The following is a 16,722-nucleotide window of genomic DNA, read 5'->3' on the forward strand; positions in this document are numbered from 1 at the left end:
CGCGCCGCGGGACCGTCACATGCCCGGCAGCGCCGGTTTCATGCACACCGACCCGCGATCGGCCGATGTGACGAGGGACGCGGCCAGATCGGCCCCGACGCCCTCGGGCACGCGGGACACGTGCCGGGCGGACGTCGTGACGGGCACGCGGTCGTCCCACACGGGTGCGGCCCCCTGCGCCACGAGCCGGCCGACCAGGTCGGCGTCCTCGTGGGCCGGCAGGTCGCGGAAGCCGCCCGCCTCGAGGTACGCGCTCCCGCGCACGCCGAGACTCGCGCCGTGCACGTGCCCGTGCGAGCCGCCGTCGGCGCGCACCGCGTAATCGGCTCCCCAGCGGGGGTGGAGACCTCGATCGACCTCCGTCAGGCCGATCGTGCCGAGGAAGACGTCGGCGCACCGGGACGCCTCGAGCTGCGCCGGCAGCCAGCCCGCCGGGACGGCGCTGTCGGCGTCGGTCGTCGCGATCCACAGGCGGTCCGGGGCCGACGTCCGCCCGAACGCCCACTCGCAGCCCACGCGGCGGGCCGCGCCGACGTTCGCGGCGTCGATCTCGACCACCTCGGCCCCCGCGGAGCGGGCGAGGGACGCCGTCGCGTCACGGCACCCGTCGGCCACGACGACGACCTCGACGCGCACGACCGGGCGCAGGACGGCGACCGCGACGGCCGACGTCAGCACGGCGCCCACCGCCGCGGCGACGCCGTCCTGCTCGTCGCGCGCCGGGATCACGACCACGACGACGTCGACGTCGACGTCACGCATGGGCCAGCACCTCGAGCCGGAAGTCGGTCTCGACGTGCTCGACCACGGCCACGAGGTCGTCGCCGACGCGCATCTCGGCGTGCGCGACGTCGCCGGTGCAGGTCGCGACCTCGAACGGGTGGCGCCAGTGCACGAGCACCAGGTGGCCGTCCGGCGCGAGGCTCTCGACCGCGGCGGCCCGCACCTCGAGCCGCTCGGCCGCCGACAGGTAGTACAGCAGCTCCGACAGCACGATCAGGTCGAACGGGCCGTCGGGCCAGTCGTCCGGCACCCGTCCTCGCGCGAACGTGACGTGATCGGCGCCGACCGTGGCGCGGGCGCGCGCGAGGGGGCTCTCGACGGGGTCGGTCGCGACGAGCTCGTCGCACCGCGTCGCGAGCTGGCGGGTCAGCACCCCGATCGAGCACCCCGGCTCGAACGCCCGCGCGTAGCGCAGGCGCGGCAGGGCCGCGAGCGTCAGGTCGTACTTGCGCTGCTCGTAGTGCCGCTCGGCGAGCTGCCACGGGTCGGCGGAGTCGGCGTAGAGCTGCTCGAAGTAGTCGGGGGCGGTCATGCCACGACCGCCTCGGGCGCGAGGGACGCATGCCGCTGCAGCGCCTCGTCGACGACGGCGGTGTCGGCGGGGTGCGGGCTCAGGGCCCGCACCTGGGTGCCGAACGCCGCCATCGCCTGCCGCTTGCGGTGGCGCCCCCGCGACGTGCACTCGAGGCGACGCACCGACGCCATCCACTCCTGGTCGGCGGGCACGGTCCAGGCCCAGGTCCAGATCGGCATCTGCCACAGCACCGCGGTCGGCGGGCAGACCTCCGCCACCACCTGTCCGAGGGCGTCGTGGTCGGGGTGCCCGTCGTGGGCGAACGGGGCCAGCACGAGGGAGGCGTCCCGCAGCACCGGCTCGACCAGGCGCCGCAGCTCGTCGCGCGCGGCGTCGAGCCCGCCGTCTGGCAGCCGGAGCCGCCGGACGTCCGGCTGCTCGAAGCCGAGGCACCGCAGCGCCGCGAGCAGCTCGCCGGGCCGGCGGGCCCGCAGCTCGTCGGGCGTGATGGTCGGGCTGCCGGGGTGCGACGCCTCGCCGTCCGTCGCCGTGACGAACACGACCTCGCGGTGGGTCTGCTCCGACAGCCAGCCGCCGACGGCCAGCACCTCGTCGTCGGGGTGCGCCGAGAGCACCACGACGCGTCCGCCGGGGTCGGCCGGTGGGTCGATCGGCATGCCCTCGAGGCGCCCTCGCCACAGATCAGTCATCGTCGTCTCCCCCGTCCTCCTCGGTCGTGCCCGCGACGGGCAGGGAGCCCAGCCGCGCCAGGTCGCGCTCGGCGTGGTGCTGCCGGACGAACACCTGCAGGTCGGCGACGTGCTCGGCGTGCCGCGCGTCGAAGGCCAGCGGGGCGGGGCCCAGGGCCCGGCCGACGTGCGCGATCGTCGACTCGACGACGTCCGCGACGTGCGCGCGCACCGACAGCGCCAGCCGCTCGAGCTCGTCCTCGTCGTCCGTCCCGCGGTCGAGCCGTGACGCGGCCGCCTCGAGCGCCAGGCCGGCCACGTCGAGGGACGCCCGCACGGCGCCCAGGTGCGCGAGGCCGTGCGGGTCGAGCCGCGGTGCGCGGTCCTCCAGCGTCCGGGCGACGCCGTGCGCCCCGCCCAGCCAGCAGGCGGCGATGCCGATCGCGCCCGCCCAGAAGCCGGGACGACCGACGTAGTCCCCCGGCCCTCCGACGGCCCGGGCGGCCACGTCGTGCAGGTCGAGCGTCCGCGTGTCGGCCCGGCGCATGCCGGCGCCCTGCCAGGCGGGCCCCTCGCCGTCCGTGACACCGGGGTCGTCGAGCGCGATCGCCAGCATCCGGGGGCCGTCCGCCGACTCCGCGGTCACGAGCGCGTGGGTCACGAGGCCCGCGCCGGAGCAGAACGCCTTCGAGCCCGACAGCCGCCAGCCGTCCTCGTCGTGGGCGTCGCGCGTCGCGGTCAGCACCGCGAACGGCGGCTCGGCCGCCCAGACGGCCCACACCTCGCCTGCCTCGGGGGCGCGACCGCCCAGCTCGTGCAGGATCGCGACGGCGTCGTGGTGCGGCTCGACGAGCTTGGCCAGCGGCAGGTCGTCGGCGGCCAGCGCCGCGAGCATCCGCCACCGCCGATCCGTGTCGCCGCCGCCCGGCAGCGGCCACGACGGCGTCGTGCGGGAGCGGACGTCCGCCGTCGTGAGCGGCGACCGGCCCGTCACCGGACGGCCTCGGGCTGCCGCGGACCGCGCTCCGTCACGACGTACGTGCCGTCGTCGAGACGTCCCACGAGCCCGCTCCGCTCGAAGGCGTCGAGCCATCCGCCCATCGGCCAGCGTCCCCACGTGTCGTGGAAGATGCCCGCGTTGCGGACGATGTCGGAGACGTGCTCGACCGGCGGCGAGCTCACGGGGTGGTGCTGGTGGAACGCCCGCGCCGCCCCGACCCACGCCACGCCTCGTCCGGCGGCGGCCGCGCGACGCGCGAAGTCGGTGTCCTCTCCCCCGTAGCCGACGTAGCGCTCGTCGAACCCGCCGATCGCGTCCCAGGCCCGGGCCCGGAGCGCGAACGACAGCGACCAGAAGAGGTCGTGCCCCCGTGCGTCGCGCTCGATCGCCCCGGGAGCGGGGGCCGGCCGCGCCGCGTGGGGCTCGGCGAGCCGGTCGAGCGTGTCGAGGTCGTAGTCGTCCTGGCCGTCCGGGAGGGGCGGCAGGTAGGCGACGGGCCCGCACAGCAGGTCGTCGCACGTCGTCGGGTGCCCCGCGGCGGACGCGTAGGCGGCCACGAGCTCGGGCGCGGGGATGCAGTCGACATCGAGGAACACCAGGACGTCCGCCCCCGCGTCGACGGCCGCCCGGGCCCCGACGTTGCGGGCGTGCGCCAGCGGGAGCCCCTCGGCGCGTCCCTCGACGGGAACGACGACGCGCTCGAACGGCCCCTCGTCGACGGCCGCCACCGACGGGTCGTCCATCGCGACGACGACGTGCAGGTCGGGCGGGCGGGTCGAGCGCAGCAGGCCCTCGTGCTGGCGGGCGAGGTGCCGCGACCGTCCGTGGACGATCGTCACGGCGACGACGTTCACGACCACGTCCCCGACGACCGGGCGGGCGCGGGAACGCGCTCGAGCTCCTCGCAGATGACCGCGGCGAGACGCCCCGCTCCCCCGCCGTCGTTCCAGGCCGACCACCCGGATCCGTCGAGGGCGGCGGTGCGCGTCAGCAGCTCGTCCCAGCCGGTCTGCGGCAGCTCGGGGCACACCGTCACCGGGAACCGCCCGTCGGTCGCGAGCACGGCCGCCATCGCGTCCTGCTCGCGGAACGGCCGGGGGCGCGGCACGACGACGGCAGGTCGCCGGGCCGCCGCGACCTCGGCGATCGCGTTCTGGCCCCCGTGCGTCACCACGACGTCCGCGGCGCACAGCACGTCCCACGGGTCGTCGACCCAGGCGTCACCGGCCCCCAGCACGTGCCACGTCCAGGAGGGCGTCTGCTGTCGTGCCGCGTCGACGTCCCACGACGTCTCGTCGCCCAGGCCCGTCAGCACCACGACCGTCCGGCCGTCGGGAGCGGGCGGCGCCGGCGCCGGACGGCCGTCGAAGCGCGACAGGCCCCCGACGCACGTCAGGCGGTCGCGGTGGGCGTCGAGCCCCGTGACCATGCCCGTGACGTCGGCGGGCCACGCCCCGACGATGCGGCGCGCGACCGAGTGGACGAGGTCGTGCGCCGCGTCGCGGCGGTCGCCCGGCAGCACCATCGTCACGACGGGCGTGCCGTGCAGGCGGGCGAGCAGGCTGACCTCGGCCGAGACGTCGACGACCATCAGCGACGGCTCGACGGCGGCGATCCACGACGAGATCTCGGCCATCCGCGCCGTGAGCCCACGGTCCAGCTCCGGCACCCAGTGCAGGCGACCGCGGGCCGTCACGTCGACCGGGGTCGCGCCCTCGTCGTCGCGGGGCAGCTCGAGCCACGGTCCGCTCCACTCCCGCGGCCTGGGCAGCGAGCTCATGCCGACCACGACGGTGTCGGTGGCCGCGGCGACCGACAGCGCGCGGTGCAGGTGTCCGCGGCCGTGGTGGTGCACGTAGTAGCCGATCATGCGGCCACCACCTGACGGGCGCGGGCGTAGACGTCCTCGTAGGCCGAGATCATCCGTCCGACGCCGAGGTCGGCGACGGCGTGGCGCCGCACCACGCGGCGGTCGGCAGCACGCGCCAGGACGATCGCGGTGGCCAGCGAGTCGACGTCCCCCAGACGCGCCAGCGCCCCCGTGCCGGGCACGACGATCTCGCCGAGCGCGCCGCGGTCGAACGCCGCGACGGGGGTCCCGCAGGCCATCGCCTCGGCGGCGACCAGGCCGTAGGGCTCGTCCCACATCGGCGAGACGACCGCGACCGCCGCGCGTCCCACGAGGTCGATCAGCGCGTCGGAGCCCAGGTGGCCGAGGTGACGGACACCGGGGCCGAGCAGCGGACGGACCTCGCGGTCGAAGTACGCCTGGTCCATGCACGGTCCCGCGAGGTCGATCGGGATGCCGGCGCGCAGCGCGGCCAGCGCCGCCAGGTGGGGTGCCTTCTCGGGCACCATGCGCCCGCTCCACACGGCGCGGTCGCCACCGGGCCCGGCCCGCCAGCGGTCGGTGTCGATCCCGTTCAGGACGACCTCGGCCGTCACGGCGTGCTGCCACGCGTCGGCGGTGTGCCGGCTGACCGCGACGAAGCGCGTGTCGCCACGGCTCACCTGCAGGGCCGACTCCAGCCACGGGACGGGCGGGGTGTGCAGCGTCGAGACGACCGGCAGGTCGACCATGCCGGCCATCGCGATCGGCAGGTGGTGCAACGAGTTGTTGTGGATCACGTCGAAGCGCTGCGGACCGGTGCGCGACAGCTCCAGCATCAGCGAGAGATAGGCGTGGTGCTCGCGCATCCACTCGTCGGGCGTCGCACCGACGTCCTGGCGGGCTGCCGCGCTGGGCTCGAACGGACGCACCGCGAGGTCGCTGACGTCGAACCGCGGGTCGGACCCGGGCGCCGCGAACACGCTGACCTCGTGGCCGCGCCGGCCGAGGTGCTCGGCGAGCGTCGCGGTGTGCGCCTCCAGACCGCCGTGGAACGGCTCGCGGATCGGGAACCGGCTCGACGCGATGAGGCACACCCTCATGGGCGGGCCGCGGTGACGACGGTGCGCGGGGCGCGACGGGACGGCCGCGGGGGCGGCAGGAGCGAGGACGGACGGGCGAGGTGGGCCGCGTGCAGCATGGGGTCCTCCGAGCGAACAGCGAGGGGGTGAGCGACCTTCAGCACTCCGCGTACCCGTACCCTGACCGCCCGTCTTCAATCAGCGGTGCCGGCCTTGCGTGACCGGGGGGCGCGTGCAACGCTGGAGGCAATCAGCCGGTTGAAGACCCAGCCGCACGCACGTGCCGCCAGAGAGTTCTTCATGAGTCACTCCACCGACGTCTCCGACCAGATCGTCGCCGACCTCCTCCATGCCATCCATCGCGCCGACGGCGTCCACGAGCGCGAGCTGCTCGAGGACCAGCTGGTCCGGTCGTGCCTGCCGCTCGCCGAGCGCCTCGCCGCCCGCTACCGCAACCGCGGCGCCGACCACGACGACCTGACGGCCGTCGCGAACCTGGCGCTCGTCCACGCCGTCCGGCGCTTCGAGCCGTCGCGCGGGACGTTCCACGGGTTCGCCGTCGCCACGATCCTCGGCGAGATCAAGAAGCACTTCCGCGACCACTGCTGGATGATCCGGCCGACCCGCTCGGTGCAGGAGATGCAGCCGCGGGTGCGGGAGGCACAGCAGGAGCTCCTCGAGCAGGGACGCGAGTCGACCCGCGAGCTCGTCGCCGCCCGCCTGGGCGTCCCGGTGTCCGAGGTCGGCGAGGCGATGGCGGCGTCGAGCCACTACGCACCACAGTCGCTCGACGCGCCGTCGGGCGTCAGCGGTCGCCCGCTCGTCGAGACGGTCCAGGGGGACGGCGACGCCTTCGGGGCGGCCGACGACCTCATGACCGCGGCCCCGGGCTGCGCGTCGCTCACCGACGACGAGAAGCACCTCCTGCGCCTGCGCTTCTACGAGGACATGACGCAGCAGCGGATCGCCGAGGAGGTCGGGGTCAGCCAGATGCAGGTGTCGCGGCGCCTCGCCTCGATCCTGGCCAAGATCCGCACCGGTTCGCAGATCGCCGGCGCGGCCTGACCCGTCGCGACACGCGCGGCCCGACCCCGTCCGGTTTGACCCGGGCGGGGTTGGGCACGTCCGGGTCATGAGCATCGACACCGACCGCCCAGAGCTCCGCGACGGCTTCCCCGCCCAGCAGCAGGAGCCGCCCGGACTGACGTCCGCGATGGACCCCCTGCCCGACCACGGCGACGACAGCTACGTCGGGCACGGACGTCTGGCGGGACTGCGCGCGCTCGTGACGGGCGGCGACTCCGGGATCGGCCGCGCCGTCGTGCTGGCCTACGCCCGCGAGGGTGCCGACGTCGTCTTCACGTACCTGCCCGAGGAGAAGTCCGACGCCGACGCCGTCGTGGAGTCCGTCGCCGACACCGGCCGACGCTGCATCGCCCTCGAGGTCGACCTGCGCTCGAGCGCGGCGTGCGACCGGCTGGTCGCCGACACCGTCGAGGCCCTCGGCGGGCTCGACGTGCTGGTCAACAACGCCGCGTTCCAGATGGCCCGCGAGGAGGACGTCGAGAAGCTGACCGACGAGCGCATCTCGCGCACCCTCACCACGAACCTCGAGGCGCTGCTGTGGATGACCCGTGCCGCCGTGCCCCACCTGGGCGAGGGCGCGTCGATCATCAACGTCTCGTCGGTGCAGGCGTTCGACCCGTCGACGACGCTGCTCGACTACGCCGCGACCAAGGCCGGCATCAACAACCTGACCGTCAACCTCGCGGCCCAGCTCGGCCCCCGCGGCATCCGCGTCAACGCCGTCGCGCCGGGACCCATCTGGACCCCCCTGCAGCCCGCCACGCAGACCGTCGAGAAGCTCGAGGTCTTCGGGCAGGAGACCCCGCTCGGGCGGGCCGGCCAGCCCGCCGAGGTCGCCCCGGCCTTCGTCTTCCTGGCGTCGTCCGCCGAGGCCAGCTACGTCTCCGGCACGGTCCTCGGGGTGACAGGTGGCAAGCCGGTCTTCTGATCCGGGATCGGCCGAGCGTCCGGCACCGAGGTGTGTGACGATCGTTCGTGCCGGTGGAGCAGACCGCCGGTCAGGCGAGGGGGGCGACGTGTCGCTGCTGGAGTTCGGCATGGTGCCGATGCTCGCCCGACCCGTCCCGTCGCTGCCGGCCGAGGCCGATCTGCCGGGCGGTTGCGTGTACGAGCCCAAGTTCGACGGCTACCGCGCGATCCTGTTCATGGCGGGTGGCCGCTGCCGCATCCAGTCCCGGCACGGGCACGACATCACGTCCGCCTTCCCCGACATCGTCGCGGCGGCCGAGATCGAGCTGCCCGACGGCGTCGTGGTGGACGGCGAGATGGTCGTGTGGGGCGAGGACGCGTACGACTTCATCCAGGTGCAGCGCCGCCTCACCGGTCCGCCACGGGTGCTGGGCCTGAGCCCCGCGTCGTTCATCGCCTTCGACCTGCTGATGTGGGACGACGACGACCTGCGCGGCCAGACGCTGACCGAGCGGCGCCGCATGCTCGACGTCGTGCTGGTCGACCACCTGATGCCGTTCCAGGTCGTCCCGCAGACGTCGGACCGCGCCGTGGCCGCGTCGTGGATCCGCGAGTACAGCCGCAACGAGATCGGCATCGAGGGCCTCGTCGTGAAGGGGCGCGACACGACCTACACGTCGGGGCAGCGCGGCTGGCTCAAGCTGCGCTTCCAGGACACGTCGGAGGCGGTCGTGTGCGCCGTCGTCGGATCGCTCGAGCAGCCCGAGCGGCTCGTGCTCGGCACCCCGGGGGCGACCGGCTACGACATCATCGGGTGGACGCACCCCATCAGCGCCAAGCAGCAGCAGGACGTCGGCGAGCTGATCGAGCCGCGCGACCAGCAGCTCGACCCGCGCGTCGTGGCGGCCGCGACCGAGACGGGTCGCGAGGTGCACCCCGTGCAGCCGACCCTCGTCGTCGAGACGTCCGCGCAGCCCGAGCGCGACGCCCTGCGCTGGCCCGTGTTCGAGCTCGTCCGCGTGCGCCCCGACCTCGGCCCCGACGAGGTCGGCGACCCGGTCGGCTGACCTGCTCCTGCCCCTGCGCCTGCGCCCCGGTTTGCTGCCGGACGGCCCGGGTATGCACCGGCGTCCGCACGTCGCGGACGTCGAGAGGAGCACCATGACCCAGCAGGAGCCCACCGGGATCATCGGCAAGGCCAAGGACGCCGCCGCAGAGGTCGTCGACGAGATCTCGTCCGCCGTCGGCGGTGCCGCCCCGATCATCCCGGGCACGCCCGGCAGCGGCACGCCCACGATCGACGAGCCGACCGAGCCGCACGACCCGCTGCCGCCGAAGCCCGCGCAGCACGGACCCGTCCCCCACTCGCCGACCGGCGCCCCGTCGAAGGACGGAGAGCTCGCCGCGGCCCAGCAGGGCGCGTACCTGACGACCGCCACGGGCGTGCCCCTGCGCGACACCGACCACTCGCTCAAGGCCGGGCCCCGCGGGCCCGTCCTGCTGCAGGACCACCACCTGCGCGAGAAGATGATGCACTTCGACCACGAGCGCATCCCCGAGCGCGTCGTCCACGCCCGCGGCGCCGCCGCCCACGGCGTCTTCACGTCCAACGGCGCCGCGACCACGCTGACGCGTGCGGCCTTCCTCGCCGAGGGCGCCAGCACGCCGGTCTTCACGCGCTTCTCGACCGTGCTGGGCTCGCGCGGCTCGGCCGACACGGTCCGCGACACCCGCGGCTTCGCCGTGAAGTTCTACACCACCGAGGGCAACTTCGACCTCGTCGGCAACAACATCCCCGTGTTCTTCATCCAGGACGCGATCAAGTTCCCCGACGTCATCCACGCCGGCAAGCCCCACCCGGACATCGAGGTCCCGCAGGCGCAGAGCGCCCACGACACGTTCTGGGACTTCGTGTCGCTGCACACCGAGGGCCAGCACCACGCGCTGTGGAACATGTCCGACCGCGGCATCCCGCGCTCGTACCGCATGATGGAGGGCTTCGGCGTCCACACCTTCCGGCTCGTGAACGCCGACGACGAGACCACGCTGGTCAAGTTCCACTGGAAGCCGCGCCTCGGCGTGCACTCGCTGACGTGGGAGGAGGCGCAGCTCGCCGCCGGCGTCGACCCCGACTTCCACCGCCGCGACCTCGCGGACGCGATCGAGGCGGGCGCGCACCCCGAGTGGGACCTCGGCGTGCAGGTCTTCCCCGACACCCCCGACCAGATGTTCGAGGGCATCGACCTGCTCGACTCGACCAAGCTCGTGCCGGAGGAGCTCGCGCCGGTGCAGGTCATCGGCACCATGACGCTCGACGCCAACCCGGGCAACTACTTCGCCGAGACCGAGCAGGTCGCGTTCCACGCCGGGCACTTCGTGCCGGGCATCGACGCGACGGACGACCCGCTGTTCCAGGGCCGCCTGTTCTCGTACCTCGACACGCAGCTCACGCGCCTGGGTGGGCCGAACTTCGACCAGATCCCGATCAACCGTCCGCACGCGCCCGTCAACGACATGCTGCGCGACGGCTACCACCAGGACGCCGTCCACACCGGCATCGCGCCGTACAGGCCGAACTCGATCGACGGCGGTTGCCCGTTCCTGGCCGGCGAGGACGTCAGCGCGTTCATCGACGTCCCGCAGGCCGTCGAGGCGTCGACCAAGGTGCGGGCCGCCCCGGCGTCGTACGACGACCACTTCAGCCAGGCCCGGCTGTTCTACCTGAGCCTGACCGACGTCGAGCAGGCGCACGTCAAGCAGTCGTACGCCTTCGAGCTCGGCAAGTGCTACGAGCAGGCGATCAAGGAGCGGCAGCTGCTGGCGCTCGCCAACATCGACGCCGACCTGTGCCAGAAGGTCGCCGACGCCCTGGGCCTGCCGGCCCCGGAGCCGACGATCCCGCTGACCGACGAGGTGCCGAGCCCGGCCCTGTCGCAGATCGGCGACACGTGGCCCGTCGACGGACGCATGGTCGGCATCGTCGTCCCGGACGGCCTGGACGACCTGAGCGGCGTCCGCGAGGTGCGCGACGCGGTGTTCGCGGCATCGATGGTGCCGCTGGTCATCGCCTCGCACGGCGGCGTGCTCGAGGACGGTCACGGCGACCCGGTGACGGTGCAGCGCACGTGGCTGACGGTCCGGTCGATCGAGCTCGACGCGATCGTGCTGGCGGGAGCGCCCGCCGCGGCACCCGACGCCGACCCGTCCGCCGACGTGAAGGCGGCCGCCCCGAGCACCGGCACGCTCGAGCCGCGCGCCGCGCTGCTGCTGTCGGAGGCGTACCGACACGGCAAGGCGCTCGGAGGCTGGGGCGACAGCGTCGCGGCCCTCGAGGCCAGCGGCCTGCCCGCCGCGCCCGCCGGCGTGTACGTCGGCGACGACGCGTCCGACGTGATCGCGCACCTCGTGACGCTGCTCGGCAGCCACCGCGTGTGGGAGCGCTTCCCGGCCTGACCCGGCCTGACCCGGCCGCACGGCACGACAGGAGGGGCTCCCGCGATCGCGGGAGCCCCTCCTTCGTCGTCGTCGCCGGGGTCAGAGGATCGGCTTGCCGCCCGTCACGGCGATGCGCGCGCCGGAGACGTAGGACGACTCGTCGGACGCGAGCATGACGTACACGGGTGCGAGCTCGGCCGGCTGTCCCGGACGGCCCATCGGCACCTGCCCGCCGAAGTCCTCGACCGCGTCCTGCGGCATCGTCGCAGGGATCAGCGGCGTCCAGATCGGCCCCGGCGCGACGCTGTTGGCGCGGATGCCGCGGTCGGCCAGCAGCTGCGCGAGCCCCGCCGTCATGTTGGCGATGCCGGCCTTCGTGACGTCGTACGGGATGAGCTGCGGCACCGGCATGTCGGAGTTGATCGACGACGTGCCGATGATCGACGAGCCCGACGGCATGTGCGGCAGCGACGCCTTCACGAGGTGGAACATCGCGCTGAGGTTGGTCGCGATGACCCGGTCCCACTCCTCGTCGGGGATCTCCTCGAACCTCTCGCGGAACATCTGCACCGCGGCGTTGTTCACCAGCACGTCGACGCGCCCGAACGCCTCGACGGTCCGCGCCACGATGTCGCGGCAGTGCGCCGGGTCGGCGAGGTCTCCCTTGACGACGACCGCGGTGCGGCCGGCCCGCTCGATCCACTGCCGGGTGTCGTCGGCGTCGTCGTCCTCGTCGAGGTGCGCGATCACGACGTCGGCACCCTCGCGGGCGTAGGCGATCGCGACGGCCTTGCCGATGCCGCTGTCGCCGCCCGTCACGATCGCGACCTTGCCCAGCATGCGGCCGGTGCCGAGGTACGACGTCTCGCCGTGGTCGGCGAGGGGCCTCAGCTCGTCCTCGTGACCCGGCAGGTCCTGGGCGGGTGAATCGGGCATGCGTCCTCCTGGGGGTGCCGTCCCCGGGTGGGCGCGGTCAGGCGTCCGGTACCCGCTGGCCGCGCGCCCACACGGTCGGTCTCAGCCGCCCGTGACCTCGAAGACGCGGTCCATCCGGGTGATCTCGATGATGCGGGCGACGGGGTCGGACAGGCGCGTCAGCAGGAGGTGCCCACCGGCCCGATCCTGCTGCTTCTTGATGCCGAGCAGCGCCCCCAGCCCGCTGGAGTCGACGAACTCGACGCCGTGCAGGTCGAGCACGAGCGTGCGGTGGGACACGTCGAGGTCGTCGACGGCCCCCCTGAGCTCGTCGGTCGTCTGCGTGTCGATCTCGCCGCCGACCGCCAGCACCGTGCGGCCGTCGACCTCGTCGCTGCTGAACGTCAAGCCGGTCATGACACTCCTCCTGTCGCGGACGTCCACGTCCGGGCGCTCCACACGCACTTGCCGCGGCCGGTCGGCCGCATGCCCCACTCGTCGGACAGGATCTCGACGATGCGCAGGCCCCGCCCGTGCTCGTCGTCGTCGTCCGGGTCCTGCGGGCGCGGCAGGTGGCTCGCCGCGTCGTCCTGCACCTCGAGCACGACGCGGTCGCCGTCGAGCTGCAGCCGGACGTCGACGGGTGCGCCACCGTGCACCATCGCATTGGTCACGAGCTCGCTCGTCACGAGCGCCAGGTCGCGCTGCACGCCGTCGGGGACCCGCCAGCGCTCCAGGTGCTGCTGCACGAAGTGCCGCGCCTCGGCGACCGTCGCGCGGCCGGTGTCGCGATGCATCGACATCGACACCGCGTCGTCGGTCGAGACGGCCCGCGCGATCAGGATCGCGACGTCGTCGTCGGGCCCCTGCGGCAGGAGCGCCTCGACGATCCCCTCGGGCACCCCGAGCAGCGACGTCGTGCTGTGCCAGTCGATGTGCCGCTCGAGCGCCGCGATGCCGTCGTCGATGTCCTGGCCGCGGTGCTCGACCAGGCCGTCGGTGTAGAACACGATCGTGGCGCCGGTCGGCAGCGCGGCCTCCTCGGTCGCGACGTCGCCGTACCCCGCCCCGAGCGGCGGTCCGCCCGCCGTCAGGCGCTGCACCACGCCGTCGCGGTGCGCCACCAGGGGCGGCAGGTGACCGGCGTTGGCGTAGCGGATCGTCTCGGCGGCGGGGTCGTGGACGGCGTAGACGCACGTGACGATCTGGTCGCCCACGAGGTCCTGCACCAGGACGTCGAGGTGCTGCATGATCTCGTGCGGCGGCAGGTCGAGCGTCGCGAAGGCGCGCACGGCCGACCGCAGCTGACCCATGACGGACGCGGCACGGACCCCGCGCCCCATGACGTCACCCGTCACGAGCGCCGTGCGTCCGCCGCGCAGCTCGATGATGTCGTACCAGTCGCCGCCGACGTAGGTGCCCTCGACACCGGCCCGGTAGTACGTCGCGACGTCGAGGTGGTCGAGGTCGAACGTCTCGGCGGGCAGCAGGCTGCGCTGCAGCTCCTCGGCGATCGAGTGCTCGCGCTGTGCGGCCTCGTCGCGGGCGCGGGCCGCGGCCAGGGCCTGCTCGGCGGCCCGCTGCTCGGTGATGTCCTGCATCGAGCCCTGGAGCATGACGGGCGTGCCGGCGTCGTCGCCGAGCAGCGCGGCGCGGACCGCGACGAGCCGCACCTCGCCGTCGGGCCGGACGATGCGCTGGTCGTAGGCCGTCATCCCGCCGACCTCGAGGGCCGCCAGGTCGGCGGAGACCCGGGGGGCGTCGTCGGGGTGCACCAGGTCGGCGATTGCCCCGGGGAAGCCCATCGCCTCGAACTCGGCACGATCGCGCCCCAGCAGTCGCAGGAGCTCGTCGGATCCCGAGATCGTGGAGGCGGCGAAGTCGACCTCCCAGCTGCCGACCTTGGCCAGGCGTTGCGCCTGGTCGAGCAGGGCCTCGCTGCGCTCGAGCGTCGCGCGGATGCGCCGCACGCGGTCGAGCTCGAGGTTGACGCCGACGCGCGCCAGCAGCTCGCGCGCCGCGAACGGCTTGACGAGGTAGTCGGCGGCCCCCGCCTCGAGGCCCTCGACCGTGCCCTCCTCGCCCGCGCGGGCGCTGACCATGATGACCGGGATGCTGGTCGTGCGGGCATCGGCCTGCATCCGCTGCAGCAGCCCGAAGCCGTCGAGCCGCGGCATCATGACGTCCGTGACCACGAGGTCGGGCACGTCGTGCCGCATGTGGTCGAGCGCGTCGACGCCGTCGGAGGCGGTCGTGACCTCGTAGCGGTCGCGCAGCAGGTCGGCGACGTACGCGCGCATGTCGGCGTTGTCGTCGACGACCAGGATGCGGGCGACGTCCTCGGACGGCGGGCCGACCGGGGGCGTCGCGGCGTCCGTCGCCGGCTCGAGCCAGCGCGACGCCTCCGACACGAGCGCGGACGGTGCCGTCGCGCCAGCGGTGCGCGGCTGCCGGGTCTCGCTGATCTCGGCGGACGGCAGGTGCGCCCGGCCGAGCGGGATCGTGACGGTCATCTCGGTGCCGACGCCGAGCTCGCTGCGCGCCGACGCCGACCCGCCGTGCAGGCGTGCCAGCTCGGCGACCAGGGCCAGCCCGATGCCCGAGCCCTCGTGCGTGCGCGAGACCTCGTTGCGCCCGCGGTGGAAGCGCTCGAACAGGTGCGGCAGCTCGTCGTCGGCGATGCCCGACCCGGTGTCGCGGACCGCGAGCAGGGCCTGCCCCTCGTGCTCGCGCAGCGTCACCGCGATGCCGCCGTCGAACGTGAACTTGAAGGCGTTCGACATCAGGTTCAGCACGATCTTGGCCCAGTGCTCGACGTCGACGTAGCAGGGCCCCGACATCTCGTCGGCCTCGAACGTCAGCGACAGGCCCGCCTGCGCCGCCGCCGACTCGAACATCATGACCAGCGGCTCGGTGACGCGCCCCAGGTCGACGACCTCGAACTGCGACGTGATGCCGCCGGCCTCGAGGCGCGAGAAGTCGAGCAGGCTGTTGACGAGCTCGAGCAGTCGCTGGCCGCTGCGGTGGATGACGTCGAACCGCCGCCGCTGGACGTCGTCGGCGGCCAGCGCGGGATCGTTCAGCGCATCGGACGTCGGGCCCAGCAGCAGCGTCAGCGGCGTGCGGAACTCGTGGCTGACGTTGGTGAAGAAGTCGGTCTTGGCCTGGTCGAGGCGGGCCAGGGTCTCGGCGCGCTGCTTCTCGCCCTCGAACGTGCGCGCCGCGTTGATCGCCGCGGACAGCTGCCCCGCGAACAGGTCGACGAAGCCCGTGTAGGCCTCGTCGACGGGACGGAACGGGCTGAGCCCGGCAACGAGGAACCCGTAGGCGTCGGACGTCGCGGGATCGACGAACGGCACGAGCAGGGCGTGCGTCGGACGCCGGCCCCAGTCGCCGACGGGAGGCTCGTGCGGCAGGGCCGACAGGTCGACGAGGGTCTGGCGACCGGCCATCGGCTCGGCGACGGGCCAGACGGCCGATCCGCCGTCGAGCCCGATCGTCGAGGGCGCGAACGGGTGGTCGTCGTCGACCCCGGCGCCACAGGCCCGGACGAGCCGCTGCTGCTCGGGGTCGACGAGGTACACCAGGCCGAACGGGATCGAGAGCGGGTCGGCCGTGATCTGCTCGCACGCGGCCGCCACCGCCTCGGCCTCGGTGTGCCGACCCGTCGTGCGGGCGCCGAGGTCGCGCAGCGTCGTCATGCGCCGGGTCGAGATCGTCTGCTCCGTCACCTCGCTGACGACGCACAGCAGGCCCTCGACGTGCCCCTCGTCGTCGGCGAGCGGGCTGTACGAGAACGTGTGGTAGGTCTCCTCGACGAATCCGCGCCGCTGGAGGAACAGCATGAGCGACTCGTCCCAGGTCGCCTCGCCCGACTCCATGACGGTGCGCACGCGGGGCTCGATGTCGTCCCAGATCTCCGACCACACCTCGGACGCCGGTCGCCCGAGGGCCCAGGGGTACTTGTCGCCCAGCGTGTCGCGGCGGTAGGAGTCGTTGCAGAAGAACGTCAGCTCCGGTCCCCACGCCATCCACATCGCGAACTTGGACGACAGCAGGATGCGCACCGCGGCCTTGAGGCTGACCGGCCAGCTCTCCGGCTCGCCGAGCGGGGTCGACGACCAGTCGACGGCCGAGAGGTCGCGCCCCACCTCGCTGGAGGTCCAGGTGCTGCGCATGCTCGTCCCGCCGTCCGATCGCGTGGGGGCAGCACGGCCGGGCGGCCAGCGCGACTGCTTCACGGCTGCGACACGATTATGCCGATTGACGGACGTCGGCGCACGACGGACCTGCCGATCCGTCACATGAAGATGGCGGGCGCGCCCGCCTGCGTGAGCCGGGGCCCGCCGTCCTCGTGTGCCTGGGGTCGTCGTCGGACCGGATCGAGGACCCGGTCTTCGCGACCACCCCTCACGTACCCGCCCCCGGCCGATCGAAACATCGGCGATGTCACGTCGTGCCCCCGTGGCGTCGCCCGCGCG

Annotated in this window: 14 protein-coding genes; 4 read left to right on the forward strand and 10 right to left on the reverse strand. The window is 73.8% G+C overall.

Annotated features, from left to right (window positions below; genetic code table 11):
* Positions 1-15 precede the first annotated feature (15 nt).
* The 7 genes from IFT73_RS10605 to IFT73_RS10635 are packed head-to-tail and all read right to left on the reverse strand — an operon-like array spanning position 16 to position 5,917.
* Positions 16-762, reverse strand: a complete 747-nt coding sequence (locus IFT73_RS10605) for a glycosyltransferase family 2 protein (protein ID WP_192167594.1) — start codon at positions 760-762, stop codon at positions 16-18.
* On the reverse strand, positions 755-1,315 hold the full coding sequence (locus IFT73_RS10610) for a class I SAM-dependent methyltransferase (RefSeq protein WP_056605994.1): 561 nt from the start codon (positions 1,313-1,315) through the stop codon (positions 755-757). Before IFT73_RS10610 ends, IFT73_RS10605 begins: the two co-directional genes overlap by 8 nt.
* Positions 1,312-2,007: a PIG-L deacetylase family protein gene (locus IFT73_RS10615; RefSeq protein ID WP_082556045.1), complete on the reverse strand. Its 696-nt coding sequence runs from the start codon at positions 2,005-2,007 to the stop codon at positions 1,312-1,314. Before IFT73_RS10615 ends, IFT73_RS10610 begins: the two co-directional genes overlap by 4 nt.
* On the reverse strand, positions 2,000-2,980 hold the full coding sequence (locus IFT73_RS10620; protein WP_192167595.1) for an acyl-CoA dehydrogenase: 981 nt from the start codon (positions 2,978-2,980) through the stop codon (positions 2,000-2,002). Before IFT73_RS10620 ends, IFT73_RS10615 begins: the two co-directional genes overlap by 8 nt.
* Positions 2,977-3,840: a galactosyltransferase-related protein gene (locus tag IFT73_RS10625; RefSeq protein WP_192167596.1), complete on the reverse strand. Its 864-nt coding sequence runs from the start codon at positions 3,838-3,840 to the stop codon at positions 2,977-2,979. The genes IFT73_RS10620 and IFT73_RS10625 overlap by 4 nt, the downstream gene beginning before the upstream one ends.
* Positions 3,837-4,856, reverse strand: a complete 1,020-nt coding sequence (locus tag IFT73_RS10630; RefSeq protein WP_192167597.1) for a glycosyltransferase — start codon at positions 4,854-4,856, stop codon at positions 3,837-3,839. Before IFT73_RS10630 ends, IFT73_RS10625 begins: the two co-directional genes overlap by 4 nt.
* On the reverse strand, positions 4,853-5,917 hold the full coding sequence (locus IFT73_RS10635) for a glycosyltransferase (RefSeq protein ID WP_192167598.1): 1,065 nt from the start codon (positions 5,915-5,917) through the stop codon (positions 4,853-4,855). The genes IFT73_RS10630 and IFT73_RS10635 overlap by 4 nt, the downstream gene beginning before the upstream one ends.
* Positions 5,918-6,196: 279 nt before the next feature.
* Here IFT73_RS10635 and IFT73_RS10640 point away from each other — a divergent pair, with 279 nt between their 5' ends.
* From IFT73_RS10640 to IFT73_RS10655, 4 genes are all read left to right on the forward strand, one after another.
* Positions 6,197-6,961 carry a sigma-70 family RNA polymerase sigma factor gene (locus IFT73_RS10640; RefSeq protein ID WP_056605981.1) on the forward strand — a complete coding sequence of 255 codons (765 nt, stop codon included), beginning with the start codon at positions 6,197-6,199 and terminating at the stop codon, positions 6,959-6,961.
* Between the two features lie 67 nt (positions 6,962-7,028).
* Positions 7,029-7,910: an SDR family oxidoreductase gene (locus IFT73_RS10645; RefSeq protein ID WP_192167599.1), complete on the forward strand. Its 882-nt coding sequence runs from the start codon at positions 7,029-7,031 to the stop codon at positions 7,908-7,910.
* A gap of 88 nt (positions 7,911-7,998) precedes the next feature.
* Positions 7,999-8,958, forward strand: coding sequence for an ATP-dependent DNA ligase (locus IFT73_RS10650; RefSeq protein ID WP_192167600.1), 960 nt, complete (start codon positions 7,999-8,001; stop codon positions 8,956-8,958).
* 94 nt (positions 8,959-9,052) lie between these two features.
* Entirely contained in the window at positions 9,053-11,344 is a 2,292-nt protein-coding gene (locus IFT73_RS10655; protein WP_192167601.1) for a catalase, read from the forward strand.
* Positions 11,345-11,425: 81 nt separating this feature from the next.
* Here the strand turns inward: IFT73_RS10655 and IFT73_RS10660 are convergent, their stop codons facing one another.
* The 3 genes from IFT73_RS10660 to IFT73_RS10670 form a co-directional block, all read right to left on the reverse strand.
* Positions 11,426-12,262, reverse strand: a complete 837-nt coding sequence (locus IFT73_RS10660) for an SDR family oxidoreductase (protein ID WP_192167602.1) — start codon at positions 12,260-12,262, stop codon at positions 11,426-11,428.
* A gap of 81 nt (positions 12,263-12,343) precedes the next feature.
* Positions 12,344-12,658, reverse strand: a complete 315-nt coding sequence (locus IFT73_RS10665; RefSeq protein ID WP_056605969.1) for an STAS domain-containing protein — start codon at positions 12,656-12,658, stop codon at positions 12,344-12,346.
* Complete coding sequence (locus IFT73_RS10670) at positions 12,655-16,419, reverse strand: SpoIIE family protein phosphatase (RefSeq protein ID WP_192167603.1); 3,765 nt, start codon at positions 16,417-16,419, stop codon at positions 12,655-12,657. The genes IFT73_RS10665 and IFT73_RS10670 overlap by 4 nt, the downstream gene beginning before the upstream one ends.
* Positions 16,420-16,722: the final 303 nt, after the last annotated feature.

It is taken from the genome of Aeromicrobium sp. CFBP 8757 (genome assembly GCF_014841755.1).
Taxonomy (GTDB): domain Bacteria; phylum Actinomycetota; class Actinomycetes; order Propionibacteriales; family Nocardioidaceae; genus Aeromicrobium.

What these genes read in the sequence shown, in the direction of transcription:
- IFT73_RS10660 (WP_192167602.1), bottom strand. Translation starts at nt 12,262, where the DNA reads ATGCCCGATTCACCCGCCCAGGACCTGCCGGGTCACGAGGACGAGCTG.
- IFT73_RS10605 (WP_192167594.1), bottom strand. Translation starts at nt 762, where the DNA reads ATGCGTGACGTCGACGTCGACGTCGTCGTGGTCGTGATCCCGGCGCGC.
- IFT73_RS10630 (WP_192167597.1), bottom strand. Translation starts at nt 4,856, where the DNA reads ATGATCGGCTACTACGTGCACCACCACGGCCGCGGACACCTGCACCGC.
- IFT73_RS10640 (WP_056605981.1), top strand. Translation starts at nt 6,197, where the DNA reads ATGAGTCACTCCACCGACGTCTCCGACCAGATCGTCGCCGACCTCCTC.
- IFT73_RS10665 (WP_056605969.1), bottom strand. Translation starts at nt 12,658, where the DNA reads ATGACCGGCTTGACGTTCAGCAGCGACGAGGTCGACGGCCGCACGGTG.
- IFT73_RS10635 (WP_192167598.1), bottom strand. Translation starts at nt 5,917, where the DNA reads ATGAGGGTGTGCCTCATCGCGTCGAGCCGGTTCCCGATCCGCGAGCCG.
- IFT73_RS10655 (WP_192167601.1), top strand. Translation starts at nt 9,053, where the DNA reads ATGACCCAGCAGGAGCCCACCGGGATCATCGGCAAGGCCAAGGACGCC.
- IFT73_RS10670 (WP_192167603.1), bottom strand. Translation starts at nt 16,419, where the DNA reads ATGCGCAGCACCTGGACCTCCAGCGAGGTGGGGCGCGACCTCTCGGCC.
- IFT73_RS10610 (WP_056605994.1), bottom strand. Translation starts at nt 1,315, where the DNA reads ATGACCGCCCCCGACTACTTCGAGCAGCTCTACGCCGACTCCGCCGAC.
- IFT73_RS10645 (WP_192167599.1), top strand. Translation starts at nt 7,029, where the DNA reads ATGAGCATCGACACCGACCGCCCAGAGCTCCGCGACGGCTTCCCCGCC.
- IFT73_RS10615 (WP_082556045.1), bottom strand. Translation starts at nt 2,007, where the DNA reads ATGACTGATCTGTGGCGAGGGCGCCTCGAGGGCATGCCGATCGACCCA.